Origin of the sequence: Maridesulfovibrio salexigens DSM 2638, assembly GCF_000023445.1 — a bacterium.
Lineage (GTDB): Bacteria > Desulfobacterota > Desulfovibrionia > Desulfovibrionales > Desulfovibrionaceae > Maridesulfovibrio > Maridesulfovibrio salexigens.
In genome coordinates this window covers 4,011,376-4,035,443 of record NC_012881.1, presented here as the reverse complement: position 1 = coordinate 4,035,443, position 24,068 = coordinate 4,011,376, and the positions used below count along the sequence as shown (strand labels likewise).

The following is a 24,068-nucleotide window of genomic DNA, read 5'->3' as shown; positions in this document are numbered from 1 at the left end:
AAAGTATTGAGAATTGGAGTCCTCGGAACAGCTAGCATCGCTGTCAGGTCAGTAATACCCGCGTTGCTTGGACTTGAAGGGGATTATGAACTGGCAGGTATTGCAAGTCGCAATAAAGATTCTGTGACCGAGATAGCAGGACAGTTTAATTGCAATTATTTTGTAGGCTATGACAGTCTGCTGACTGAAAAGGGTCTGGATGCTGTTTATATTCCCCTGCCGCCTTCGCTTCATTACAAATATGCAAAGAAAGCCTTGTTGCGCGGTTTGCATGTGCTGGTGGAAAAGCCTTTAGCTTGTTCTTTGGCTGAAACCAGTGAACTGGTGGATCTGGCAAGAAAGAATAAACTCGTAATTCTGGAAAATTTTCAGTTTCAACGTCACTCGCAACTGAAGACCATCCTTGACCTTGTTGCTGATGGGCGTATCGGTGATTTGCGTTGTGTGCGCAGCTCTTTCGGGTTCCCACCGTTTAAAGATGCTGAGAACATCCGGTACCAGAAAGAACTTGGAGGAGGTGCTCTTCTGGATGCAGGAGCCTATCCTACTAAAATTTCGCAATTTTTTTTGGGTGACGATGTGTCTGTTGGTTCAGCTAGACTTTTTTTTGATCCACAACGCGGAGTTGATACCTGGGGCGGTGCTTTTATTAAGCAAAACAATGGGCCGTTGTTTTCCGAGATAGCTTTTGGCTTTGATCATCACTACCAGTGCAGTCTTGAGCTCTGGGGGTCAAAAGGGAAGCTGTTTACTAATAGAATTTTTACAGCTCCTCCGAGAGTGAAGCCTGTAATTGAACTATCAACTTCAGCAGGTACAGAATTAATTGAATTGCCTGCAGATGACCATTTTAAAAACATGCTCATGCATTTTCACCGTCTGACTGCTGAATGTTCTGAAGGGCTGGAGATAGTCTACAGAGAGTCTGTAACTCAAGCCAGACTTCTTCAGGAGATTAGGGAGAAAAATATCAATGACTAAAGCTACCTATGTTACCAAGCCATCGTTGGCACCTCTTCATGAGTATACTAAGATTCTTGAAGGTGTCTGGGAAAGTGGGATCCTTACCCACAATGGGCCTTTGGTACAGCAGTTAGAAAAAGATCTGCAAGCCAAGCTTGGTTTGCAACATCTTGTAGCTGTTACGAACGGTACTGTTGCCCTTCAGCTGGCGATAAAAGCGCTCGAATTGAAAGGCGAGATTATTACATCTCCGTTTACATGGGTGGCTACAGTCAGTGCGATTAAATGGGAAGGTTGCAGTCCTGTTTTTTGTGATATTGATCCGGAAACACTTAATATTGATCCTGATAAAATTGAAGCCCTTATAACTGATAAGACTGTTGCTATTATGCCGGTTCACGTTTTCGGTGTTCCGTGTGATGTTGATAAGATTGAGGCTATTGCCAAGAAGCACGGTCTTAAAGTGATCTATGATGCCGCCCATGCAATTGGTTCCAAGGTAGAGGAGAAAAGTGTTCTAGATTACGGTGATATATCAGCTACAAGCTTTCATGCGACCAAGTTGTTTAATACTGGTGAAGGAGGCGGGTGCATTACGACTGATTCTGGACTATTTGAAAAATTGCGCAGGATCCGTTTTTTCGGGCATGATGCTCAAGGTCAGATTGTGGAAGATGGTTGTAATGGAAAATTGACCGAGATTCATGCAGCATTAGGTTTGGCCAACCTAAAGTATTACGATGAGGTTTTTTCTGCTCGTAAAGAGGGGTATGCGCTTTACAAGGAGTTGCTGGGGAATCTTCCGGGAGTTTCTTTTCAGAGGTGTAAGGTCGGTGTTCATAACTCATCATATTTTACTGTAATTTTTGAAAATGAGCCGACTTTACTCGATGTGGTTCAGAAATTAAACGACCAAAATTTGTATCCTCGCCGCTATTTTTACCCTTCAGTTAATACGTTTAGTAAAATAGTTGATTATCAGCCTGCTCCTATTTCAGAAGACATTTCACCTCGCATTCTGGCGCTGCCGCTTTTTTGGGAGCTTGGCGATGAGAAGATTAGGCGTGTGGTTGAGATTATAGCGGAAACTTTGAAGAAATAACTAAAAAAAAATTCAGTAAAGATAGGATATACGAATAATGGGCTCTGACAATATAAAAAAGGTAAGCATTGTAGTTCCTGTATACAATAATGAAGGGTCATTAATTGAAACTTGTGCTCAGTTGCATGACGAACATAAGAAGTCTTTCAATCAATATGATTTTGAAATTGTGTTCGTTGATGATGGGTCAAAAGATGATTCGTGGAAAGTGTTGCAAGAACTTAGAAAGCAGTATGATGATATAAAAATAGTTAAATTATCTCGTAATTTTGGGCAAGCAAGTGCTAATTTAGCAGGGTTCAATTTTACCGATGGTGATGTTGTTGTAACAATTTCGGCTGACCTGCAAGACCCAATTACATTAATTCCTGAGATGCTAAATAAATGGGAGGCAGGTTGTGAAATTGTGGCTGCTACGCGTAAAAGTAGAGCTGATGGTTTCCTCTCTTCTATTCTTTCTAGAATTGCCTATAAGATTGCTAGATCTGCTAATCCAAATATTCCAAAGGGTGGGTTTGATTTTTATCTTGTAAGTCGACGGGCTAAAGATTTACTTCTTTCTTTTAAAGGTAGGCACCACTTCTTCCAAGGAGAAATAATGTGGTTGGGTTTTCCTACTGCAATTATTCCGTATGAACGTAAAGAGAGAAAGCATGGTAAGAGCGGATGGACCCTTACTAAACGGATTAGCTTGTTTATAGATTTGATTTTGGATTCGACAACTTTGCCTCTTCGGGCAATGTCAATCATCGGTGCGGGGCTTGCTTTACTGGGGTATTTATATGCTTTTGCTATTTTTGTTAGCTGGCTCTTTGGTGAGACCCCGTATTTGGGTTGGGCTGCAATTATGGTAACAATTTTAGGTGTAGGTGGACAAATATTACTTATGTTGGGCATAATTGGAGAGTATGTGTTGCGGATTCATGAATCGTCTAGAGAACGTCCTAAGTTTATTGTGCAAGATTCAGAGTAAAAAAAATATTCATATTTTACCCGCAATAAGGTGCTTTTTATGAATCTGTCTATTATGCAGCCATATATATTCCCATACTTGGGCTATTTCCATTTAATACAAGCTACTGATAGCATCGTATTTTATGATGATGTGAATTATATTAAAGGAGGGTGGATAAATAGAAATAGATTGCTTATTAGTGGCACTCCTAGTTTTTTTACTGTTCCTGTTATAAAAGCAAGTCCAAATAAAAAAATAAATGAAATATATGTTAGTCTCAGCGATAAGTGGGTCGTAAAATTTTTAAAATCCTTAAGGCAGTCTTACGGTAAATCTCCGTTTTTTGAAGACGTATTTCCGTTGGTTGAGTCTGTTTTTTTTGAACAAAATGTTAAACTTTCTTCTCTTGCAATTGATTCAATTTCTTCGGTGTATAAATATCTTGGTATAGAATTAAATTTTGTAACATCGTCTGGCAGTTTTTCTGATACTCAAATATTTAATGGCGAAAGTCGGGTGTTAGAAATAGCGAGGAAATGTAAAGCTAAAATGTATCTAAATGTTTCTGCTGGAAGGCATTTATATTCTCATGATTCTTTTTCGAGACAAGGAATTGAATTGCGTTTTTTGGAGAGTGATTTTCCAGAGTATCCGCAAACGGTTTCTTCTTTTGTCCCAGGATTGTCGATAGTAGATATTTTGATGAATAATTCTCGTGATATCGTTATTGATATGTTTAACGATTATAGAATCGTCTCGTAAGAGAGCCTCTCCTTGGCGAGAATGATGTTTTTGATAAGGCATCAACCTTTAACTCACGGAAAATGGTGTTTTTGTGAATAGTGAATTGGATAAATTTGTTATTTCCTATGAAGGGGGCAGGGAATATGATTTTGACAACAAGGTGTTGTTAAACTGGTATCCCCGGCGAGTCGCTGAGTTGTGCAATAAAGGGGGATCTCTTTTGGAGCTTGGGCTTGGGCATGGTTATACCTCTCCTCTTTTCTCCAAAATATTTGATGAGCATGTCGTTGTTGAGGGATCAAGCGCTGTTATTGATAATTTTCATAGAAGAAATCCTAATACTGAAGTGGAAATTATAAATGCTTTGTTCGAGGATTTTGAAACAGATAAGAAATATGATGTGATCATTTTTGGTTTTATTTTGGAACATCTTGAAGATCCCGTTTTAGTTCTAAAAAGATTTAAGAAGTTTTTAGTGGATGGCGGGCGAATTTTCGTATCTGTTCCGAATGCTCTGTCTATGAACAGAAGACTTGGTAATTATGCTGGTTTTCTTGATGATATATATAAGTTGACGCAAAACGATTTAGATTTAGGGCATAAGAAACTTTATTCTGTCGAAAGTCTTAAGCAGGAAATGAACGATGCTGGGTATGTAGTTGAGCGGATGGAAGGCCTCTACCTGAAGCCATTTACAACCGCGCAAATATTATCATTGAACCTTGATGATAAAGTCATTGAGGGATTGTGTAAAATAGGAATCGATTATCCTGAACTCTGCTGTGGTCTTCTCGCAGAGGGACGTATTGATGTCTGATATCGCAGTTGTGGGTGGCCGTTCAGCTGTTGCGCAGTATTTGCTACCATATCTTATTTCATGTGGTCATAACCCGTTTTCTATGGGGCGTTCAGCCTGTGATGTGAGATGTGACCTTTTGGGTGATGTTCAAATAAGTTTACCCAAAAATGTGGATTGTGTTGTAAATCTTGCGGCACTTTCCAAGGTAGAGACAGATCAAGATTTTTTAAATGTAGCTCATGTAAACGCTCTCGGTGCTTTAAAGGTTTGCGCTGCTTCGAGAAAGGCTGAGGCGAAGCATGTTATACATGTTTCAACACAATATGTTTTTCTTGATCATAATTCTCCTTACTACGGAGCCTATTCTATTTCAAAGCGCTATGCGGAAGAGTTGATTCGCTGTTACTGTGCTAATTATAGTGTTCCGTTGACGATCATTCGTTTTCCGCAAATATACGATAGCCAGGGTATTTTTTCTGTCCATCAACCTTTGGTTTATATGATGGCTAAAAATGCAGAACTTGGAAAGAGTATTGAAATTTATGGTAACAACGATGCTCTTCGTAACTATATGCATGTATATGATGTTGTTAAAATAATTTGCAAAGTTTTTGAAAAAAAAATTTTAGGTGTATATGATGCAAGTTTTCCGGAAAACTGTCGCCTCAGTGATGTTGCGAAAGCAGCCCAACGAGCATTCGGTCATTCCGAAAATGTTTTTTTTCTTTCGGATAAAGCTGAAATTCCAGATACTATTTTTAACACTTCCACAGAATTGTACGATCTGATAAATTATTTTCCTCGTATAAATATGGAGCAGGGGATGAAATTGTTAGCACGTCATCAACAGGATAATTAGGATGAAAACAATACTTGTTAGTGGGGCTAGTGGGATAGTGGGGTATGGTATTTTGCGGTCCCTACGAAAGGTCGATTGTTATAAACTTATAGGGATTGCTGCTTACAATGATTCAGTAGCGCCTGCGTTTTGTGATACTTTCGAACTTGCGCCAATGACTTATGAAGATGGTTATATTGAGTGGTTGTGTGCTACTCTTAAAAAGCACAACGTTGACTTGGCTATTCCAAGTATTGAAATAGATATGTTCCACTGGAGAGAGCACCGAGAGCTGATTGAGAAATCAGGATCTTTTTGTCTTTTGAACAATCCCGAGCTTGTCTCTTTGTGTGGTGATAAATGGAATTTTTTTAAAAGGCTCCAAGAAAGAGCTCCTGAGTATGCGATTGAATCACGACTTTCTGGTAGTTTTGATGAGCTTGTTGGAGCATTTGGGTTGCCTTTTCTTCTTAAACCTAGACGTGGCTATGCTTCTAGGGGGATTGTTGAAGTGGGCTCTCAAAATATTTTTGGGCAGTTCAGTGATGCATTTGGTCAGGATCTTATGGCCCAAGCAATTGTAGGAACGCAGGAATTGGAATATACAACATCAGCTTTTTTTTCAAAGAGTAGCGAGTTGTGCTGCCATATGACTTTGCGGCGCAAGCTTTCCAAAGAAGGGTTCACGGAAAAGGCTCAGGTTGCTGAGGTTTCCGGTATGGAGAAAGCGTTGTGTAAACTTGGGGATATTTTTAAGCCAGTAGGTCCTACTAATTTTCAATTTCGAGAAGAGGCCGATGGTTGTTTGAAATTGTTAGAAATTAATCCTAGGGTGTCATCTGCGACATCCATACGTACAGCGTTTGGATACAACGAGTCAGTTATGAGTGTTGATTATTTTCTTGACGGTAAACTTCCGGTACAGCCAAAGATCTTAAGAGGAGAGGCTGTACGATATATTGAGGATAAAATATTTTATGATCGGGATAATTTCTGATATTCATGGTAATTATGTTGCTTTAAAAGAAGTTTTAGCTCGTCTTGATTTCATGGGGATTACGGAAATATATTGTCTTGGCGATGTGGTTGGGTATTATTCGCAGATTAATGAATGTTGTGAGGAGCTTCAGCGTCGGAATATTTTATGTGTAATGGGAAATCATGACTGGTATTTTGTGGCAAAAAGTTTTTGCCCCAGGTCAAAAAGCGTTAACGACTGCCTGGGATATCAAAGGAAAATTATAACAAAAGAAAATTTGCGATGGCTATCCTCTTTCCCAGTGTTTCACGAAATAGATAATATTTTTATGGTTCATGGTGGATGGGCTGATCCTATTGACGAATATCTTATTCCTGAGCGCGATTATTTTTCACGTATCGAAGGGCGCTTTTTTGCTTCAGGGCATACGCATGTGCAACAGGTTGTAAGATTTGAAGAGTTGGACAAAATATATTGCAACCCAGGGTCTGTTGGTCAACCGAGAGATTTAAACCCACATGCCGCTTTTGCCGTTTTTGATGGGAACGAGTTCTCTCTTCATCGGGTTTCGTACGATATTGGTAAAGTTGGTAGGTTGATGGAAAAAGCAGGATTCAGCGGCTACTATTATGGGTGTTTGATGACTGGCGCCAGCAGATTGCAATGGGCAGAAAAAGATACTGATTAATTGATTACGACATTATTGTGGTTTGCATTTTTTTGTTGAATGCGAACTGACATAATGAACCTTTCTTGCAAACTTCTTCTACTTTCTTTATCGTATCTCCCACTTCTCACACCAGCTCTGAAACATGAGCACACTCCAGATTTTGTACTGGTTATCTTTTATGCCGGTCATGTGTTCGTTCCAAGCGAGGCGCACATGACCGGTATTAAAATATCCTTCTCGATCCAATCTGTCCGGGGCCAGCAATTCTTCGGCCCATCCGCGTAACGGTCCGCGCAGCCAGCTGTCTATGGGAACGCCGAAGCCCATTTTCGGACGTTCGATCATTTCCTGCGGCACGTATTTATACAAAATTTCGCGTAAAATATGTTTGCCCTGTCCATTGTTGATACGCAGATGCATAGGCAGACGCTGGGAAAATTCTACGATTTCGTGATCTAGAAATGGTGCACGGGTCTCTAGGCTGATGCCCATAGCTGCCCGGTCAACTTTGGTCAGGATGTCATCGACCATGTAGTTGGCCGCATCCATGAATTGCATCCATGCTGTCAGATTATCCTGCGGAGGCTGTGAGTTGGGCTGCTGGAACGGGCCCCGGAATTCTGTTGCATTGCGTACTACGGCCTCTGGATTGAGCCAGATGGAGGTTAGGTCCCGGTAGTAATCAGATGCGGATGAAGCCCCCATCACATCGGCAAGCTTATGCAGTTTTTGACCGGGGAGGCGCATCTGTAAGGCTGGCGGCAGAAACGGACCGTACATCTTGAATACTTTGTTCCAGCTCTGTGGCGAAATATTGGAAATCATCCTTGCGCCAATTTTACGCAGAGGCGCGGGAACATTCTCCAGCTTGTGCCATAGTGAGCAGCCTCTGACGTGGCGGTTGTAGCCTGCGAAAAGTTCATCTCCGCCATCTCCGGACAGGGACACGGTCACGTGTTCTCGGGTCATGCGCGAGACAAGGTGGGTAGGAATCTGCGAGGAATCGGAAAAAGGCTGGTCCCAGATTTGAGGAATCTGGGGGATTATATCCAGTGCGTCTTGCGGAGAAACGTACAGTTCGGTGTGTTCGGTACCTATATGCTTGGCTACGGCCTTGGCATCTTTCGCTTCATTGTATGCTTCATCATCAAAGCCGATGGTGAAGGTTTTGACTGGAGCCAGAGCGCACTGCTGCATCAGGGCTACGATCAGCGAGGAATCTACCCCGCCTGAAAGGAAAGCTCCTAAAGGTACATCGGAGATCATTTCCCGTTCAATTACTTTGAGTAGCAGGTCTTCCAGTGTGTCGACAATTGCTTCGTCCGGGGCGGTGAAAATTTTGTTCTCGGCTTCGCGGGCGCAGTCCAGCAGGGACCAGTAAGGCCGGGGTTCCGTGAGTTCCCCGTCTGGACGTAAACAGGTCCATGTTCCGGGCATCAGGGAAAAAGTATCTTTAAATATCGTGCGCGGGCCGGGAACGTAGCAATAGCGCAGGTAAGCGGCCAGTGAGTCGCGGTCTACTTCGCGGTTGAAATATTTTTTATAGCCCATGAGTGCTTTAAGCTCTGAGCCGAATAGGAAATTGCCACCCTGCATGGAATAGTAGAGCGGTTTTTCACCCATGCGGTCGCGGGCAAGCAGCAGGTAGTGTTCTTTGCGGTCCCAGATGGCAATGGCGAACATGCCGCTGAATCTTTTCAGGGCTTCTTCAAAGCCCCATTGCTCAACAGCCTCAAGCATGACCTCGGTATCAGAATGGCCGCGCCAGCCCGGAAATCCTTCGGATTGTTCAAGTTCTGCACGCAAGTCGCGGTAATTGTAGATTTCGCCGTTGTAGACGGTGACATAGCGGCCTGATTTGGAGTGCATGGGCTGCACGCCTTCTTCGGTCAGGTCAATGATAGCAAGGCGGCGGTGATCAAGGCCTACACCCCATTCCGGGTCGGACCATTGCCCGGAACCGTCCGGGCCGCGCATGTTCTGAGCATCACCCATTTTACGGGCAATACGCTCCAAGCGTTTCGCATCAGATGAACGGTTAAGATCAATAAAACCTGCGATTCCACACATTGTTGCCTCCGGCGGCTCTCCGAGGGCCAAAGAAACTTTTTGGAAAAAGTTTCTCTGGACTCTTCAAAAACTTTTATTAGGGCTTCGCCGCTATTAATTTAAGCTATGTCAGGCCTCACAAGCTATCCCAAAATAAAACTACTAAAAGGTTTTGGGATTCTTAAACCCTTTTGCAAAAGGGTTTAAGGCCCCCGGCAGGGTCGCCGAAGGCTTAACTGCGTGTGTTCTCCGCAAATTTAAGTCTGCCTTTGCCCAGTAGGTCATGCAGATGGATCATACCTGTGAGCATACCTTCTTCGTTTACAACGGGCAGTACGGTGATCTCTTTGGATTCCATGATATCGAGCGCCTGTGCTGCGGACATGTCCGGTGTGATGCGCAGGGGATTTTCGATCATGACCTCACGGGCGGAAATTTGCGTATTGAAATTACCGGAACAGACCAATCTGCGCACATCGCCGTCGGTGATTACACCGGAAAGCTTTTCTCCATCTGTCAGGGCAACCAGTCCCAGACCTCCTTTGTCGAGAACTGTCAGTGCTTCGGCAAGGGTTCCGTCCTGAGCGGCTGCGGGGATGTTGTCGGTGTGCATGAGTTCACTGATGCACAGGGTTAACCTGCGGCCCAGCGATCCGCCGGGATGAAATTTTTTAAAATCCTGACTGTCAAAGGCTTTGTGGTCCATGAGACAGACTGCCAGAGCATCACCGATTGCAAGGGCTGCAGTGGTAGATGAAGTCGGTGCCAGGCCATGTGAGCATGCTTCGCAGGGCACTTTCGTTTTGATTACAATGTCTGAGAGTCGTCCCATTGTGGATTCAATTTCCGAAGTGATGGAAATTATTTGGGTGCCGAAAGACCGGATCGCCGGAAGCAGGGCGTTGAGTTCATCTGTTTCGCCGCTGTTGGAGATGGATATTACAACGTCTTCAGTCCTTACCATGCCGAGGTCGCCGTGTGCTCCTTCAACAGGATGCAGGAAAAAGGACGGTGTGCCGGTAGAGGACATGGTGGCAGCGATTTTGCGGCCCACCAGACCGGACTTTCCCAGTCCGGTGATAATTACCCTGCCTTTACAGCCGGCAAGCATTTCTACGGCCTTGGCAAAGTTCAGGTCGAGAGATTCGCGTATGGAGGCGAGGCCGTTTTCTTCAATTTGAAGAACTTCCTTGCCCCGCTTAATGAAGTCGGAAAGTTGTTTATCGGTCATTTGTTACCTATTTTACGAGCGATGTGAGGTCGAAGATCGGGCCCATGATGGCGACAACAATAAAGGCAATAAGCATGCCGATGAAAAGCAGCAGCATAGGCTCAGCCAATGCGACTACACGTTTCATGAAGTTGTCCACATCCCTTTCGAAGATGGTACCCATTCGTTGTAGAAATTTGCCCAGTTCACCGGATTTTTGTCCGGCAGTAAGGGTCAGGATGTAAATATCGGGATAAATCTTTTGTTCCGCAAGCACTGCGCTAAGGGATCGTCCTGTGGCGACCTCTTCACGGGCTTCGGCCATTTTCTTTTTGAAAAATGTTGAGTTAACCGCATTGGCAGAGCTTTCCATGCCCTGCACAAGGGGAATACCGGCATCAATCTGAAAACCGAGAATACCCGAAAAGCGGGCAAGTGTGGATTTCTGGATCAACGGCATTTTCCAAAGCAGGCCGTCAATCTTCTCCCGGAATTTAGGTACGGATTTGTAGGCGCTGATAAAGGCAAAAATCATACATAAGGGGATGATTAGGGCCATTGGGCCGAGATTTTCCAAGGTGTTGCCCAGTGCCACAACAATCTTTGTTGATGTGGGCAGTTCGCCTTTAGCGGCTTTGAATATACCGGTGATCTTAGGCAGTACTTCAGAAAGCAGGAAGTAGACCGCTCCCATACCGATAAGCAGGATAACCACCGGATAAACCATAGCGGTCATGAGTCGTCCGCTTACTTCGGCTCGTTCTTCCTCGTACTTGGCGATGTTTTCAAGTACATCGCCAAGTTTACCCACTGATTCAGCAACCTGAACCATACCCACGTATACCTGTGGAAAAATTTTAGGATATTTACCGAGACAGGAGGAGAAGCTTTCACCTGATTGGACAGCATCTCGAATTTCCATCCACGTGTGACTGGCTTTACCTCCACTCATACGGGCCATCATATCCAGAGACTGGGCCAGCGCGGTTCCGCTTTGGATCAGAATGCCAAGATAGTAGAAAGATTCACCCAGCCTGATCTTGCCGCTCATGGAGATGGAGGAAGTCAGGGATTTGGTGGAGCTCTTTTCCTTTTGCCCGGATTTTACCTGCTCAAGACGCAGGGGCATAAGCCCTTTGCTCTGTAAAGTGGCAAATGCTCTGGACTGGGAAGAGGCTTCAACAAAACCTTTTTTCTTTTTTCCTTCTTTGGTGACCGCGCGATATTGATAGGTGGGCATTTCTGATCACATCCCTACTTAAGCTCAACGATAAGGGAGAGCATCTGTCCTTTGCGTTCAACATCAATGGATATAGCTGAAGCACCACCGAGTGAACCGTATACCTGTAGCAGCTTGGTAGGTCCGGTGATCATTTCTCCATTAATACGCATGAGTACATCACCATTTTCGAGACCAAGCTTTTTAAGCAAGGAATTGGTCCTGATGTTTGTAACCTTGAAGCCTTGGGTTTTACCACCCTTTGAGTTGGGCTTGAATAAAGCTTGTTTGAGGAAAGCATTGGGGTCCTCAAGTATTTCTTTGGCTTCAGCTTTGTTGACAGTAATTTTGTTGGCTTTACCCCGGACAAGCTTCAGGCTTTGAACCTGATCCCACATGGCGATTTTCTTTTGCTCACGTCCATATTTCCATATGACGTATTGAGGCTTGATTTCAGCAAGGGTCCAGCCTTCGTGCTCTTCTCCCTCGCGCAGGATAACTGTTTCCTTCTTTATCCTGAAAACAGCCATATCGGTATCCCCGGTAAGGATTCCTACAAGCATCCATGTAGAGGGTGTTACCGTGGCTTTTTTCTTGATTTCAGAAGGGTTGTCCAATCCAAGAATATTTTTTTCAAGAATCACCTGGGAATCTTTTTCGATCTTACTGGCTGCGTCAGAAGAAAATGATTGTCCAAGAATAGGGGCTGTCGGCTTAGGCAGCGGGATAAAGGACGACACAAGATAAGCCGTAGCCAGCCCGAATGCGAGCGGCCACAGCCATGCCGGAAATTTGGTGGCTTTCAGCTCCATATAAAAATATATCCTAAAAAGTTTTCCAGACAGAATTCCGTGCCGGGAAAATTTAAAATTACTATTCCTCTATTTCAGCGTAAGAATGGTAGTTGTTTTTAATCCACTTGTCCATACCCTTGGTGTCGTGGTAAATGTCTAATCTTAATAGTCTTTTCCTTACGGTCTTAGCGGAGCTGTAATAAAAGAGCCTCACTTTTCTGGACAGCCGTGCACTGAAAACGTTCTGGGTGCCTTTAACTTTGTGGATGTTCATCCCCGGTGTTCCGGAATCCTGAACGTCAAAGCGAATCAGGGTTTCAATGACCTTTTTGAAGAGTTTAAACTGTGTGGAGTACACCTTTTCAAGGTCAGCGATGAAGCTTGGCATGGCTTCACTCTTGGTCAGCAGGGATTCAAGTATTTCAGTGACTCTTTCAAATCCTTTACCGGCTCCGGCTACTTTTTCACTCTTGCTCTGCTCTTCAAGGCGGCGTTGTTCGTCCTGAAGCTGTTCAACTTCTTCTTCCAGCAACTGGTGGTACCCTTTGACCTCTTCCATTTCTGCCATAAGGGTGTTGACCTGTTCAGCTGTTTTTTTGCTCTTACCAAGGTAGAAATGAAGCATGCGCAGCAGATGGTCTTCGGTCACCGGTTTGGGGATGAAGTAGGTGAATACATCGGATTGTGCTTCGTCAGTGGCCTCGGCATCCATTCCGGTCAAAAGTATAACCGGGATGTACGGATATTCTTCACGAATATAAGGTAAAATATCAACGCCGCTGAGTCCTGAACCCTCAAAATGGACATCAAGCAGGATTACATCCGGTTCTTCTTCGGATTCTTTCAAAAATGCCAGAAATGAGACCGGATCGTAAAAAGATTCGTGTTTTTCAAGAATTCCCGCATCGCGGAGGATTGAAACAGTGTATTCGTGCAAACGCGGGTCATCGTCTGCCAAAACAAAAAAATACGGATCCTGTTCCGGGGTCATTATTCGTCTCCTGTTACTGGAATAGCCCCTGCGGGGCCGAAGGTTCCTAATGGTATAAGTATGGTTACTTCGAGTCCTTTGGAACCGAGAGTGTCAGTGTTGCTGGCTGATATGTCAAAGCCCATGTTGTCGCCGAAAAATTTTACAAAGACAGTTCCCTGTCCCATGGCTTTGCCGTTGCGTTTGGCTGAAGGGACGGCTCTTTTGAAAAGATCCTGTAAACTGTCGTCGGAGACACCGCCTCCGGTGTCGGTTACCCTCAAGCGGGCGTAATTATCTTGCACATCGGCAGTGATGGATAAACGAGGTTTAAATGTCTTGAACTCTTCGCTGCCTTGGCGGAGCAGTTCTATCTGCCGGAGTTCCATAGCTGTCTGGCTGTTCCTGATCAGGTTGAGCAGAATCTCCCATGTTTTGTAGCGGTCCACAAGGACTTCTTCGTCTCTGACTATCCATTTTTCAAAATCAAATTTCAGGTCCAGCCTTGCCCGTGAATGTTTTTGATCGTTTTCCAGTCTATCTGTAAGGTTTGCAGCCAGTTCGTCAAGACCTGTCAATTGGGGTTTGAAGGAAAGCCTTTTTTCCAGATCACGCAAGTGCTCAACAATACTCTCTTCAAAAGGGGTAACTATCTGGTTATAGAGTTCCCTCTCTTTAACTTTTGGAAGATCGTTGACAATGGTATGAATCTGCGATTTCCATGAATTCTGGAGCACCATGAGTTCATCTTTAACCATATTTGCCTGAGTGATCATGTCATCAGTAAGTTTCTCGGTGGCTACCATGAGCTCAAGTTGTCTGCGTTTCTGTCTTTCTTCACGGATTGATTTTTCCCGTTCTTTTTTTTCCCTGTCCGCCGGAGATTTGCGTTTGGTCATGATGAACATAAAAATGATAGCAACCACGTATAGGGTCATGAACGAGCGGCTTAGGAATAGCTTGGATGAGAAATTCCCGGTCATGTACAGCAGTCTTGAAAAAATAAAGGCAAAGAATATGTTGAAGAAACCGACGTAAGTCATTGTTTCTCTTCCGCCTAGGCGCCACGAAAAATAAAGACTGGAGACTACAAGGAAAATGCAGAAAATATAATGTCTGGCAAGGCCGTCTGCCATGAGATCGAATATTACGTATGCCAGAACGTAAAAGCTTGCCAGCATCGGCAGTCGCCAGCTTTTGCTTTTAAGGTGTCTGCTTTTTTTTTGTTCCGAGTGACCGGACAGGTGGTTCAGAATTTTTTTATATGTCTGCTGCATCTGATGTTGCCATGAAAAGGTTTATTATGCTGATGGCTTCTTGTGCCGTAATACTGGGCTAGGGGCAAGCTGTGTTTTCACGTCGGGCTTGACTTTTACACGCTCTGCTTTAACACAATCTGTTGGAAAGTGCGATTGCAATGCTTTTAGTCGTGCTTTAAGGTCTTGCAAGAACTTCTTCCTGAAAATGTAGGAATTATGAATAAAAAGTTAATCATTCTGGCGCTGAGTGCCTTCGCTCTTTTTGTTTCCGGTTGTGCAAAGCAGCCTTCTCCGGCTTCGGATGAACCTGCACTTATTACTGACGACAGCCTTGATGTGTCCATGCTGGTGGGACAAAAACCGCTAAGTCTTGCCGGGCTTGTCGAATATGAGGCCTCTCAGCAGTATTCTTCGTTGGACAGCATTTATAACCGTCCTCCCGATGGGATGGTCGGTAACTATATTGTGCAACTTAGTAAGAGTAATGAGATAGTGAATCTGGGCGAGAATGTAACTACATTTGTGCAACAGGATAATATTCTTGCTGCAGGGTTCAAAAACGGTGTGGTCCGCATGTATGGCGGGCAGGGCTGTGCGGCAGTACAGGCTACTTCAAAACCGGTCAATTCTATTTCATGGGCACCGGGATCTCCTTTTATGGCTGTTTCATCCGGTCAGAATAAGGTTGTTGAGGTCTTCAATACCAAAGAATGTGCCCGGGTCCGTGTTCACGATGTGAACAGCACCGTGGATATGTTTGCTGTTTCGCCCCGGGGGAGTTGGCTGGCTTTGGTTGATGAGGCCCGCAGGCTTTGGGTTGGTCCGGCTGTTGATAAACTGCGCAAGATTGACCGTTTCACGTATAAGCCGCTTTCCCTGACTTTTTCTAATGAGGAAGGGATCCTTATGGGGGTGGATACCACTGGGAAAATGGTTATGTGGAGTCCGCTCAAATTGACCCGTATTTTTGATCAAAAAATTAAAGGCGGACCGTTTAAGTCGGTAAAAGCCTACGGCCCTCATCTTAATATTGTTACAGAGAAGGATGAGCGTTTCCAATGGGATGTGCGCAAACGGTCGAAGTTTCCATATTATGAACATGAAAGTGGATTTTCCCTTAAAAACAGTGTCCTGATTTATCGTTCTCCGCGGAAAGTTTTTTCTAAGAAAGTTCTATTTAAGCCCGTTGAGTTCAGTGTGGACCGTTCTCCTTCAGGCAAGGTCTATAGGGTAAGGGATGTTGACGGGGATTTGAGATATTATTCCTCGGTTAATGGAGTTGCTCTAAAGGGTGAATATGATTTTGCCGACTGGAAAGAAGTAAAACTGGGCAGAGAGTATGGTTTCTCCGAGCGCGGGAAAGAGTTTTCTCTTGCCGTTCCTATTGCACAGCGGGAATTTCAAAGGTTGTATTGCAGGTATATACCAAGTAAGGGGTATTACCTCTGGTGGAAAAAAGTGGCTCGCCCGGATGACTACTTTAAATCGCGGGGTATGCTTCCACGCCGGACGGGAATTGCTGCCGAGGCTCCAATTGAATGGGAGCCGCTGGCAAGCAAACAGATGGATATCAGGGATTAATCCTGAAATGGATAAATAAATAGAGGGTATTATGCAGAAAAAAAGAATTCGTATTGCTGACCTTAAAAAGGGGCAGCGTGGTTTCAGTCTTATTGAGTTGATGATTGTTATTGTTATTCTTGGCCTGTTGGCTTCAATGCTTGTTCCTAAAATCATGGACCGTCCTAACGAAGCAAGGGTGACTAAAGCCAAGATGGATATGAAGGCTTTGGATTCGGCTTTGAAGTTATATAAATTGGATACCGGACGTTACCCCACCACCGAGCAGGGACTTCAGGCTTTGATCACCAAGCCGGATACCCGTCCTGTCCCCCGGAACTACCGCAAAGGTGGATATCTGGATTCCGCTACTGCTCCTGTTGATCCCTGGGGTTATGATTATATTTACAGAAGTCCCGGAGAAGAAGGACGTCCTTACGAATTGATCTCCCTTGGTGCCGACGGCATGGAGGGCGGCGAAGACTATGACGCTGATATCAAGAGCTGGGAATAAGCCGGTTCAATAGAAATATTATGAATATTCATGCTGCCCGCCGTCTCTCAGGCGGACTGACTTTCATAGAACTTTTGATTGTTCTGTTCATAGTGGGCATGGGCTGGTTTACGCTCATGCCCAATCTTGATCTTGCCGGAGACCGGGGCGATGACAGCTTAAGTTCTGTAAACGCCCTGATTTATGAGGCAAAGACTGAGGCTGTAGAGACAGATTCCCGGCAGTATGTGTTTATAGATTTTGAGAACGGTCTTCTTAAATGGAAGAACGAGGAGATTGCTCTTCCTTCTGAAGTCTCCAGCGGGCATTTCAATGAATATCCCATAGATGGCGACGGAGTTGAGTTTACTATCTACCCTGAAGGGTTCAGCGATGAAGTGCGTTTGGTCTTTTCTGATGGTTTAACCGTGGTCTTGGACCCGCTGGCAGTCCGTTTTGTGGAGGGGTAGCTGTGGGGCGTAAAAACGGTTTTTCACTCATCGAGATTATCGTGGCGTTGACCATTGCTGCAACTCTGTCAATGAGCTTTCTTGGGGTGCAGCGGCAGAGTGCTCTAATGGCGCAATCTTCTAAGGATTCATGGGAAGTTCTGAATTTGTCTCAGGATATTCTGGCCCATAAATATCCTGAAAAAATGAATGTTATTTCTTCAGGTTGGGCTTCTTGGCCCGGCCCTCCTGAAGGAAGCTTCAGGGTTGGACTGGAAACCATTTCATCTGCAGGAAAAGGTTTTTATACTCTGGAAACCCGTAGTGAAGATTATACTCTGGAGTGGAAAATCTACCGGGTCTCACACAAGAAGAAGCTATTTTAATGAAGTTCTCCGAATACAACCATGTCTCGCCTGAGTCGCAGGCGGGATTTTCGCTTATCGAAGTGCTCATCGGGCTGGTTCTTTCCGGTTTGTTGATGAGTATGGTTGCAATGGTGCTGGGCCAATCGGTAACTAATAATGAAGTTGTCCGGTCCAGTGCCGGACTTTCATCACGCATGTTCACTCTGCGTCGCCTTTTGCATCGCGATCTGCAGAATATTGTTCCCGGAAGACCTATTGGTGTTGAAGCTGATGGTTTCAGTGTAGAGTCGAGCCATAATGTCCTGCTGGAAGGGGCGGGACCGATTATTGTTTCTTGGGACTTTTCTTCGAATATGATTCGCAGGCACGAGAAATCTCCAGATTTTGAATTTGATAATTCATTCTTCCTTATGCGCGGCCTTAAGTCATGGGGAATTGAATTTTTAGATGCAGACAAGAATATCTGGATTACACGTTCGCAGCAGTCTGCCCGGGCAATGAGCGGTAGGTCTGCCGTTAAGGCTTTCAGGCTTAAGTTGAGATTTGAAGACGGCAAAGATGTGATGATTGTCGAGAGGGTTCCTTATGCCACGGAATAATTCTGACAGAAATTCACGCGGAGTTGTGCTGGTTATTGTGCTGGTGCTGTTTATGGCTCTGTCCAGTCTGACTTTAATGACTATCGAAGTCAGTTCTCGCGGAGCGGTTGAAGCAAGCCGTATGCGCAGTGAGTATGAGGCCGGGTTTAAGGCTGAAGAGGCTCTGTATCTAATCTATGATATCCTCAAGGACGACAAAACTCCTTTTTCTGATACTCCGCGTGAGAAGTGGGCTGATAAGTTTATTGACGAAGGTCTTGAAATTGAAATTGTACCTTGCAACGCCAGAATTAATCTTAATGATATTTTGGGCCGTGCTAACACCAAGAGAACGTTTAATATTCTCAGTAATATTCTTGGCGCCGGGTTAGATACCAAGACCATGATCGGTAGTCTCGGTGTATGGGCCGGGATGAAAGTTGATCCCAAGTTGGAGAAAATTGATAATTTTTATTATGCATCACAAAACCCTGCGTACACGCCTCGTGGCGCTAAGCTGAAAATACCGGAAGAGATCCTGTTGGTTCGTGGTTGGGAAGATGTGGAAAAGGATTGGATAAATGAAACATTTACCGTTTGGGGTTCTCCAAAACTGAATATAAATTTTGTTTCTCCTGAGATATTGGCGGCTTACTTTCCTGATCTGGGGAAAAATGTTAACCGTATACTGCACTGGCGTAGAACTAGAGGGTTTACTGATATCAGTCAGGTCCTTTCTGTTGCCGGGTTGGATTCTTCGTCTACACTATACAAAACTATGATGAATGAATTGGAAGTAAGGTCGAGTTCATTTGAAGCCCGGGTTACTGCATCGGTGGGTGGATGTACGGTTGTAAAAAGGTATATTATATCAAGGCCGAGTGCTCTCGAAATAGGGGAGCCGCAGTTGGTTTACCAAAATGATATTTCCGTTACATTTGCTGAAAACCAGTAAATGGACAAAAACACTGCTAACAGGTATAGGACAAAGCCATAGATGGCCTTTAAAAAATTAGTATATATTCTTTCATTCAAGGGAAATGAACACCAATGGATGATGTTTGACGGACGTGACCTTATCGAATCAGAAGGTCCTGCCGATAAAAACAAACATCCGGTCGTTGCCCTTTTGCCTGATCCCCTTTTCTTCTTTTTCAAGCCCCGTGGGGCGATCAAATCCCGTCATGCTAAATCCGCGACTATGATGCAGATGAATTATTCCTTTCCTATGCAAGAGGGAGAATTCAAGGTTCTGCGTCCGTCCGGTGATGCCGTGCTCGGCTATACCGGGCATGACTTGCTGGATCGTTTTTTGGACCGTCATCGCGAGGTCCTTGCAAAAGCGACAGTTCTGACTACTGCCTTTACCGTCTGTTGGAGAGCTGCTGTTGCTGAAGGTTTGTCTGTTTGGGCCTGGAAAGGACAAGGTGTACGTATTCTTGCCTGTGCAGATGAATTGACCTATTTCCGCGGCAATGACGAGGAGTTCCAGAACAGGTTTGAACGACTGGGACTGGATGGTGAACCTGAGTTCATGGATTTGGGCAAGGCATGCGATGTTTTTGCTAAAAAGAAAGTTCGCTGGGCCAGGTTGAATCTAGTTAGCGGCAAGCGTTCCGGGTCCGACAAGTCTATAACTATTGACTATAAACCTTATGCGGTTGCTGCAGTTCTGGTTTCTTTGATCGGTGTGCTCTTTATTGCCGGGCAGTATCACCGTTGGCAGCAAAGTCAGGTTCATGCAAATGAGTGGCGCAATAAGCTGAAAGAAACTTATGTAAGTGCGCTTGGTCCTAATCCGGGCTCTGATCCCTATGGCAAGATTTTATATAAACTGGATCAACTCAAAAGCGGTGGAGATGGCGGAGGAATTGATGTTCTTGGCCTGCTCGCCGTACTTAGTAATAGTGCTCCGGTAGGGATTGAGATTGAAGGTTTTTCCCTTGGTGCTGATTCCGGTAACATCCGGGGTAAGGTCAGCAGCTATGAAGAGCTTGATGCCATGATGGAAAAGTTGGCCGCTAACAGCCAATTTAACTTTGTTCTTGAACAGGCCAACAATATTGAAGGCGGCATAAGCATCAGCCTGCGTGCTGAGTATAACCGCTAAAATCAGGTAATATAATGGATCTGGAAAGATTTTATATATGGCAGGACTGGCCTGCAGATAAACAGAAGCTTTTCTTTACTGCACTTGTTGTGGGATGGGCGCTGGTTCTTTTTATGATTTGGTCGGGGTTTGCTGAATCTCAGTCCAAGGCTGAAAGGATTACCCTTTCCAGCAAGCAGAAGTATGCCAAAGTGGTTCCATTGGTTGAACAGCTGAAGGCAGGAGAATCTTCACGTGGCGCGTTGGTGGACCGTGAGCCCATGACCGCTGCCCAACAGGTTATTCGCGATCTTGGATTAGACGGTCGACTGACTTCTCTGAGGCCTTTACAGGCCGGGGCAAATTCCGGACAGGGGGTTCAGGTTCTTTTGGAATCCCTTAATCTGCCCGAGCTGGTAGCTTTGATGCGTGATTTTAATGTTCGCGGGGCCTTGAAAGTAACAAATTTCAATATTAACCACAGGCTGGACTCCCCTGAGTTGGCTGATGTGCAGATCATTCTTGTCAGGTAGGGCGGCCGGATGAAGTTCATTCCAAATATTTCTTTTAAATTTTCTTTCAAAAAGTTGTTTAAAAACTTTTTTCTTTTTCTGGCTGGACTTATCCTTGGTGCTTTCCTGTTTATGCCGTGGGAAATAGCATGGTCTCAGGCCTTTAAACTGGCAGATGCCAAAATTTCCAAAGCTACAATTCAGTGGGGAGATTTTGTCAGTGCCGGACCTTTCTCTTTCGAAGTAACAAATGTTTATGTGACTACTAATAAAGGTTTGACCGTTACCGTGCCCCAGCTTGGGGTGTCACTCGGCTTATCTCCGCTTTTGGAGGTTCGGGTAAAGACCGGTCCGACTTTGACTGCAAGATTGTTCCAGACCAAATCCTTGACTATTGGCGGTGGCGTTGACTTGGCCAAACTAATTCAGATGGATGGTTTGGGCGGTAAGGTGCGTATTACTTCCGATGTCGGGTTTCCTGAATGGGGCGCTCCACCGCGTACAGGCAGCCTTGTGGTTCGTTCCGACGAGGTTGAGATTCCCGGCGGGATGATTGCTGAAGACGTTAACGTAAACGCAGTTCTGGCTGGAAAACAGCTCCAACTCAATTCTTTCAGCTGCGGGCAACCGATCCCTGTAACAGCAAAGGGGAGTGCCACTCTGGATTGGAAGAGACTTCCCAATTCCTCTTATTCAATTAGCGGAACTACTACTTTCGGAACCACAGAGCGTCAGTTCTCCAAGTCCGGCAAGCTTAATAAGTATCTTAAGTTCTAATTTTACTGCGTGATTTTAAATATGTGTTCGGTTATTCTTGTTGCAGAATAAACCGTAATCCTTTTTGTGCGAGTGAAAAACAGATGATTTCCAATAATATTCTTTCTTTTGCTAAATCAGTATTGTGTGAAGTGTTGCATCCGGGGTGTATCGGAGTTGATGCTACTGTGGGCAACGGTTACGATACTGTTTTTCTGTCTGAAAAAGCAGGTCCGGACGGTCATGTCTTTGGATTTGATATTCAGGAGGATGCGGTTAATCAAACCGAGCAACGTTTAAATGAAGAGTGCCTGCCTGCGAACTGGACTATTTTCCATTCCGGTCACGAGAATATGCTTGAGCTTATCCCCTCAGAATTCCATGGCCGGGTGAATGCTGTGATGTTTAATCTCGGTTTTCTGCCTGGAAGCGACAAGACTGTAATAACCAAGTCGAAAACCACACTGGCAGCAATTGAGGCATCTTTAGATCTTCTTGCCAAAGGCGGCATGCTCTGTATCGCTATTTATGCCGGACATCCCGGGGGGGACGATGAAGATGTCGCTGTACGGGAATATTGCAATGCGCTTGATTACCATACATATCGGGTCATTCAGAGTGAGATGATAAACAAGCCCGGTCATCCCATACGGATGTTATTTGTAACGAAGCTTTAATTATTACCACAATTGTGATTGTTGGCCCGTCAGGTTGATCTGGCGGGTCTTTTTTTTGATCTATTGCAGGTTTTTGTATAATTGCGGTCGGGGTGTTTTGTACCGCAGGGTGGGTAAAAAAGTACCAAAAATTGAAAAGTTATTGTTATAAATTGCCTCTTTTAAATTTATCTTCAAAAAAGTAGTATTTTTAAAATAGTTTTTACAAATATTGTTAACGTTTCGTATGCTCTCGAATTTAAATGGTTTATTAAGATACTTAGATGAATGTGGCTAGTCATTTATTGTGCGTCTATGTTATAATTTTACAATATTGATAAAGTGTCTGCTAGGTTTTCCTTGAAACCAAATCATAGTTTGACTAACAGTATTGAAAAAAACAAAGAGGTGTGATCAATGGGAAACTGGTCAAAGTCCAACGATGTGTTGGGAGCTGTTAATAGAGGAAATGCAATTGAATCCGGACTGTGTACCCTGTGTAGAGCCGACTGCCAGGGTAAATGTGAAACATGGTTGTCATCCCTTAGAGGCAGGGAAATGCTCTACCCAAGGGATTTCGGTCTGGTCACTGCAGGTAGCGGAAACACCACCCATGTTGGGGTTTCTTATAACTCCATGCGCATTCAGGGTAATAACTACGGTGCTTCCGGCAATGCCGGAGCAAATGGAGATTGTCTTTTCACAGATGTAAATCTTGAGACATCTTTTGGTGCCGAAGAACAAACCAAATGCCGGGTTCCGTTTATGACCGGTGCTTTGGGGTCCACATTTATTGCCGCTAAATATTGGGATTCTTTTTCTGTTGGTTGCGCTCTTGTTGGCGCCCCCATCGTTGTCGGAGAGAATGTTGTCGGTGTTGACCGCAAATCCGAAATATCCAATGGTAAAATTTCCAGCGCTCCTGAACTGGATCGCAGAATTGATACATATATGCGTTATTATGACGGATATGGTGCCATTATTGTTCAGCTTAACGTGGAAGACTCCCGTAACGGTGTGGCGGAATACGTTGCTGAAAAATATGGCGATAAAGTTATCATCGAACTCAAATGGGGACAGGGCGCCAAGAATATTGGTGGCGAGATCGAAGTTACCAGCCTCGATTATGCTCTTTTCCTTAAGAAGCGCGGTTACCTTGTTGACCCTGATCCTGAAAAGCCGGAAGTTCAGGAAGGTTTCAAACGCGGTGCCATTCATAGCTTCGCACGTCACAGCCGCCTCGGTTACACTGACCTTTCTTCTTATGAGCAGGTTCGCGAAGAGTTCATGAGCTCTGTGTCTTATCTCCGTAGTCTCGGTTTTAAACGTATTTCCCTTAAAACCGGTTCTTACGGTATGGAAGCTCTTGCTATGGCTATTAAGTTCGCTACTGAAGCCAAGCTTGATCTGCTGACCATCGATGGTTCCGGCGGCGGTACCGGTATGTCTCCGTGGAACATGATGGAATCTTGGGGTGTGCCTTCCATTCTGCTGCATGCAAAAGCGTACGAGTATGCTTCCCGCCTTGCTGCTAAGGGTGAAAAGGTCGTTGACCTTTCATTTGCCGGCGGATTCGCCAAGGGTAGTAACATCTTCAAGGCACTTGCTATCGGTGCTCCATACGCCAAGATGATCTGCATGGGCCGTGCTATGATGATTCCCGGATTTCTCGGTGCAAACATTGAGGGTGTGCTTTATCCCGAAAGACGTGACGCTGTTTGCGGTAACTGGGATAAGCTTCCTGCTTCAATCAAAAAATACGGTGCAACTGCTGAAGAAATCTTTGCCTGCTATGCTGACGTTGAAGCTAAGGTCGGTAAGGATGAAATGAAGAACATCCCGCTTGGCGCTGTTGGTATCTGGTGTCTGGTTGATAAGCTTGGTGCTGGGCTGCAGCAGCTTCTTGCCGGTGTGCGTAAGTTTGAACTGACTTCCATTACCCGTGATGATATTGCTTCCGGTAACCGCGAAACTGAGCGTGAAACCGGAATTAAGTTTATTACTGATGTTATGGATGAAACAGCCAAGAAGATTCTTGATATGTAAGAATCTTAAG

General features: G+C 44.6%; 25 protein-coding genes. 19 read left to right on the top strand and 6 right to left on the bottom strand.

The features are described from left to right. The first annotated feature begins 6 nt into the window (after nucleotides 1–6). The 8 genes from DESAL_RS18395 to DESAL_RS18360 all read left to right on the top strand — a co-directional run bounded on the left by DESAL_RS18395 (nucleotide 7) and on the right by DESAL_RS18360 (nucleotide 7,068). Entirely contained in the window at nucleotides 7–981 is a 975-nt protein-coding gene (locus DESAL_RS18395) for a Gfo/Idh/MocA family protein (RefSeq protein ID WP_049760037.1), read from the top strand. Further along, nucleotides 974–2,065: a DegT/DnrJ/EryC1/StrS family aminotransferase gene (locus DESAL_RS18390; RefSeq protein WP_015853472.1), complete on the top strand. Its 1,092-nt coding sequence runs from the start codon at nucleotides 974–976 to the stop codon at nucleotides 2,063–2,065. The genes DESAL_RS18395 and DESAL_RS18390 overlap by 8 nt, the downstream gene beginning before the upstream one ends. A gap of 37 nt (nucleotides 2,066–2,102) precedes the next feature. Next, on the top strand, nucleotides 2,103–3,038 hold the full coding sequence (locus tag DESAL_RS18385; RefSeq protein ID WP_015853471.1) for a glycosyltransferase family 2 protein: 936 nt from the start codon (nucleotides 2,103–2,105) through the stop codon (nucleotides 3,036–3,038). A gap of 39 nt (nucleotides 3,039–3,077) precedes the next feature. Next, nucleotides 3,078–3,782, top strand: a complete 705-nt coding sequence (locus DESAL_RS18380) for a WbqC family protein (RefSeq protein WP_015853470.1) — start codon at nucleotides 3,078–3,080, stop codon at nucleotides 3,780–3,782. Nucleotides 3,783–3,855: 73 nt separating this feature from the next. Then, complete coding sequence (locus tag DESAL_RS18375) at nucleotides 3,856–4,581, top strand: class I SAM-dependent methyltransferase (RefSeq protein ID WP_015853469.1); 726 nt, start codon at nucleotides 3,856–3,858, stop codon at nucleotides 4,579–4,581. After that, complete coding sequence (locus DESAL_RS18370) at nucleotides 4,574–5,422, top strand: NAD-dependent epimerase/dehydratase family protein (RefSeq protein ID WP_015853468.1); 849 nt, start codon at nucleotides 4,574–4,576, stop codon at nucleotides 5,420–5,422. Before DESAL_RS18375 ends, DESAL_RS18370 begins: the two co-directional genes overlap by 8 nt. A 1-nt stretch (nucleotide 5,423) precedes the next feature. After that, nucleotides 5,424–6,398, top strand: coding sequence for an ATP-grasp domain-containing protein (locus DESAL_RS18365; protein ID WP_015853467.1), 975 nt, complete (start codon nucleotides 5,424–5,426; stop codon nucleotides 6,396–6,398). Then, entirely contained in the window at nucleotides 6,379–7,068 is a 690-nt protein-coding gene (locus tag DESAL_RS18360; protein ID WP_015853466.1) for a metallophosphoesterase family protein, read from the top strand. The genes DESAL_RS18365 and DESAL_RS18360 overlap by 20 nt, the downstream gene beginning before the upstream one ends. An 87-nt stretch (nucleotides 7,069–7,155) precedes the next feature. Here DESAL_RS18360 and asnB read toward each other — a convergent pair whose 3' ends face one another. The 6 genes from asnB to DESAL_RS18330 all read right to left on the bottom strand — a co-directional run bounded on the left by asnB (nucleotide 7,156) and on the right by DESAL_RS18330 (nucleotide 14,569). Then, on the bottom strand, nucleotides 7,156–9,120 hold the full coding sequence (gene asnB, locus DESAL_RS18355) for an asparagine synthase (glutamine-hydrolyzing) (protein ID WP_015853465.1): 1,965 nt from the start codon (nucleotides 9,118–9,120) through the stop codon (nucleotides 7,156–7,158). 211 nt (nucleotides 9,121–9,331) lie between these two features. Then, nucleotides 9,332–10,330 (bottom strand): KpsF/GutQ family sugar-phosphate isomerase, encoded by a 999-nt coding sequence (locus tag DESAL_RS18350; RefSeq protein ID WP_015853464.1) that lies wholly within the window; start codon nucleotides 10,328–10,330, stop codon nucleotides 9,332–9,334. Nucleotides 10,331–10,337: 7 nt separating this feature from the next. Then, on the bottom strand, nucleotides 10,338–11,549 hold the full coding sequence (locus tag DESAL_RS18345; RefSeq protein ID WP_015853463.1) for a type II secretion system F family protein: 1,212 nt from the start codon (nucleotides 11,547–11,549) through the stop codon (nucleotides 10,338–10,340). A 14-nt stretch (nucleotides 11,550–11,563) separates the two neighbouring features. Further along, nucleotides 11,564–12,340, bottom strand: coding sequence for a type II secretory pathway component PulC-like protein (locus DESAL_RS18340; protein WP_015853462.1), 777 nt, complete (start codon nucleotides 12,338–12,340; stop codon nucleotides 11,564–11,566). Nucleotides 12,341–12,401: 61 nt separating this feature from the next. Next, nucleotides 12,402–13,313 (bottom strand): response regulator, encoded by a 912-nt coding sequence (locus DESAL_RS18335; protein ID WP_015853461.1) that lies wholly within the window; start codon nucleotides 13,311–13,313, stop codon nucleotides 12,402–12,404. Continuing rightward, nucleotides 13,313–14,569, bottom strand: coding sequence for an ATP-binding protein (locus DESAL_RS18330; protein ID WP_015853460.1), 1,257 nt, complete (start codon nucleotides 14,567–14,569; stop codon nucleotides 13,313–13,315). The genes DESAL_RS18335 and DESAL_RS18330 overlap by 1 nt, the downstream gene beginning before the upstream one ends. A gap of 198 nt (nucleotides 14,570–14,767) precedes the next feature. Between DESAL_RS18330 and DESAL_RS18325 the strand changes: the two genes are divergently transcribed. From DESAL_RS18325 to DESAL_RS18275, 11 genes are all read left to right on the top strand, one after another. Continuing rightward, the gene (locus tag DESAL_RS18325; protein ID WP_015853459.1) at nucleotides 14,768–16,132 is read left to right on the top strand and encodes a WD40 repeat domain-containing protein; all 1,365 of its coding nucleotides are present in this window, start codon (nucleotides 14,768–14,770) and stop codon (nucleotides 16,130–16,132) included. A gap of 31 nt (nucleotides 16,133–16,163) precedes the next feature. Further along, a complete protein-coding gene (gene gspG, locus DESAL_RS18320) occupies nucleotides 16,164–16,625 on the top strand; it encodes a type II secretion system major pseudopilin GspG (protein WP_015853458.1) in 462 nt (153 codons plus the stop codon). A gap of 20 nt (nucleotides 16,626–16,645) precedes the next feature. Beyond that, nucleotides 16,646–17,074: a type II secretion system protein gene (locus DESAL_RS18315; protein ID WP_015853457.1), complete on the top strand. Its 429-nt coding sequence runs from the start codon at nucleotides 16,646–16,648 to the stop codon at nucleotides 17,072–17,074. A gap of 2 nt (nucleotides 17,075–17,076) precedes the next feature. Beyond that, the gene (locus DESAL_RS18310) at nucleotides 17,077–17,439 is read left to right on the top strand and encodes a type IV pilus modification PilV family protein (protein ID WP_015853456.1); all 363 of its coding nucleotides are present in this window, start codon (nucleotides 17,077–17,079) and stop codon (nucleotides 17,437–17,439) included. Further along, the gene (locus DESAL_RS18305; RefSeq protein WP_015853455.1) at nucleotides 17,439–18,020 is read left to right on the top strand and encodes a PulJ/GspJ family protein; all 582 of its coding nucleotides are present in this window, start codon (nucleotides 17,439–17,441) and stop codon (nucleotides 18,018–18,020) included. Before DESAL_RS18310 ends, DESAL_RS18305 begins: the two co-directional genes overlap by 1 nt. After that, a complete protein-coding gene (locus DESAL_RS18300; protein ID WP_015853454.1) occupies nucleotides 18,007–18,954 on the top strand; it encodes a type II secretion system minor pseudopilin in 948 nt (315 codons plus the stop codon). The genes DESAL_RS18305 and DESAL_RS18300 overlap by 14 nt, the downstream gene beginning before the upstream one ends. A 42-nt stretch (nucleotides 18,955–18,996) precedes the next feature. Next, nucleotides 18,997–20,109: a hypothetical protein gene (locus tag DESAL_RS18295; protein WP_015853453.1), complete on the top strand. Its 1,113-nt coding sequence runs from the start codon at nucleotides 18,997–18,999 to the stop codon at nucleotides 20,107–20,109. A gap of 14 nt (nucleotides 20,110–20,123) precedes the next feature. Continuing rightward, the gene (gspM, locus tag DESAL_RS18290) at nucleotides 20,124–20,621 is read left to right on the top strand and encodes a type II secretion system protein GspM (RefSeq protein ID WP_015853452.1); all 498 of its coding nucleotides are present in this window, start codon (nucleotides 20,124–20,126) and stop codon (nucleotides 20,619–20,621) included. A 9-nt stretch (nucleotides 20,622–20,630) separates the two neighbouring features. Further along, nucleotides 20,631–21,377: a hypothetical protein gene (locus DESAL_RS18285; RefSeq protein ID WP_015853451.1), complete on the top strand. Its 747-nt coding sequence runs from the start codon at nucleotides 20,631–20,633 to the stop codon at nucleotides 21,375–21,377. Nucleotides 21,378–21,460: 83 nt separating this feature from the next. Next, nucleotides 21,461–22,033, top strand: a complete 573-nt coding sequence (gene mnmM / locus DESAL_RS18280; RefSeq protein ID WP_015853450.1) for a tRNA 5-(aminomethyl)-2-thiouridylate-methyltransferase MnmM — start codon at nucleotides 21,461–21,463, stop codon at nucleotides 22,031–22,033. A 396-nt stretch (nucleotides 22,034–22,429) separates the two neighbouring features. Continuing rightward, on the top strand, nucleotides 22,430–24,058 hold the full coding sequence (locus tag DESAL_RS18275; protein ID WP_015853449.1) for a glutamate synthase-related protein: 1,629 nt from the start codon (nucleotides 22,430–22,432) through the stop codon (nucleotides 24,056–24,058). Nucleotides 24,059–24,068 lie beyond the last annotated feature (10 nt).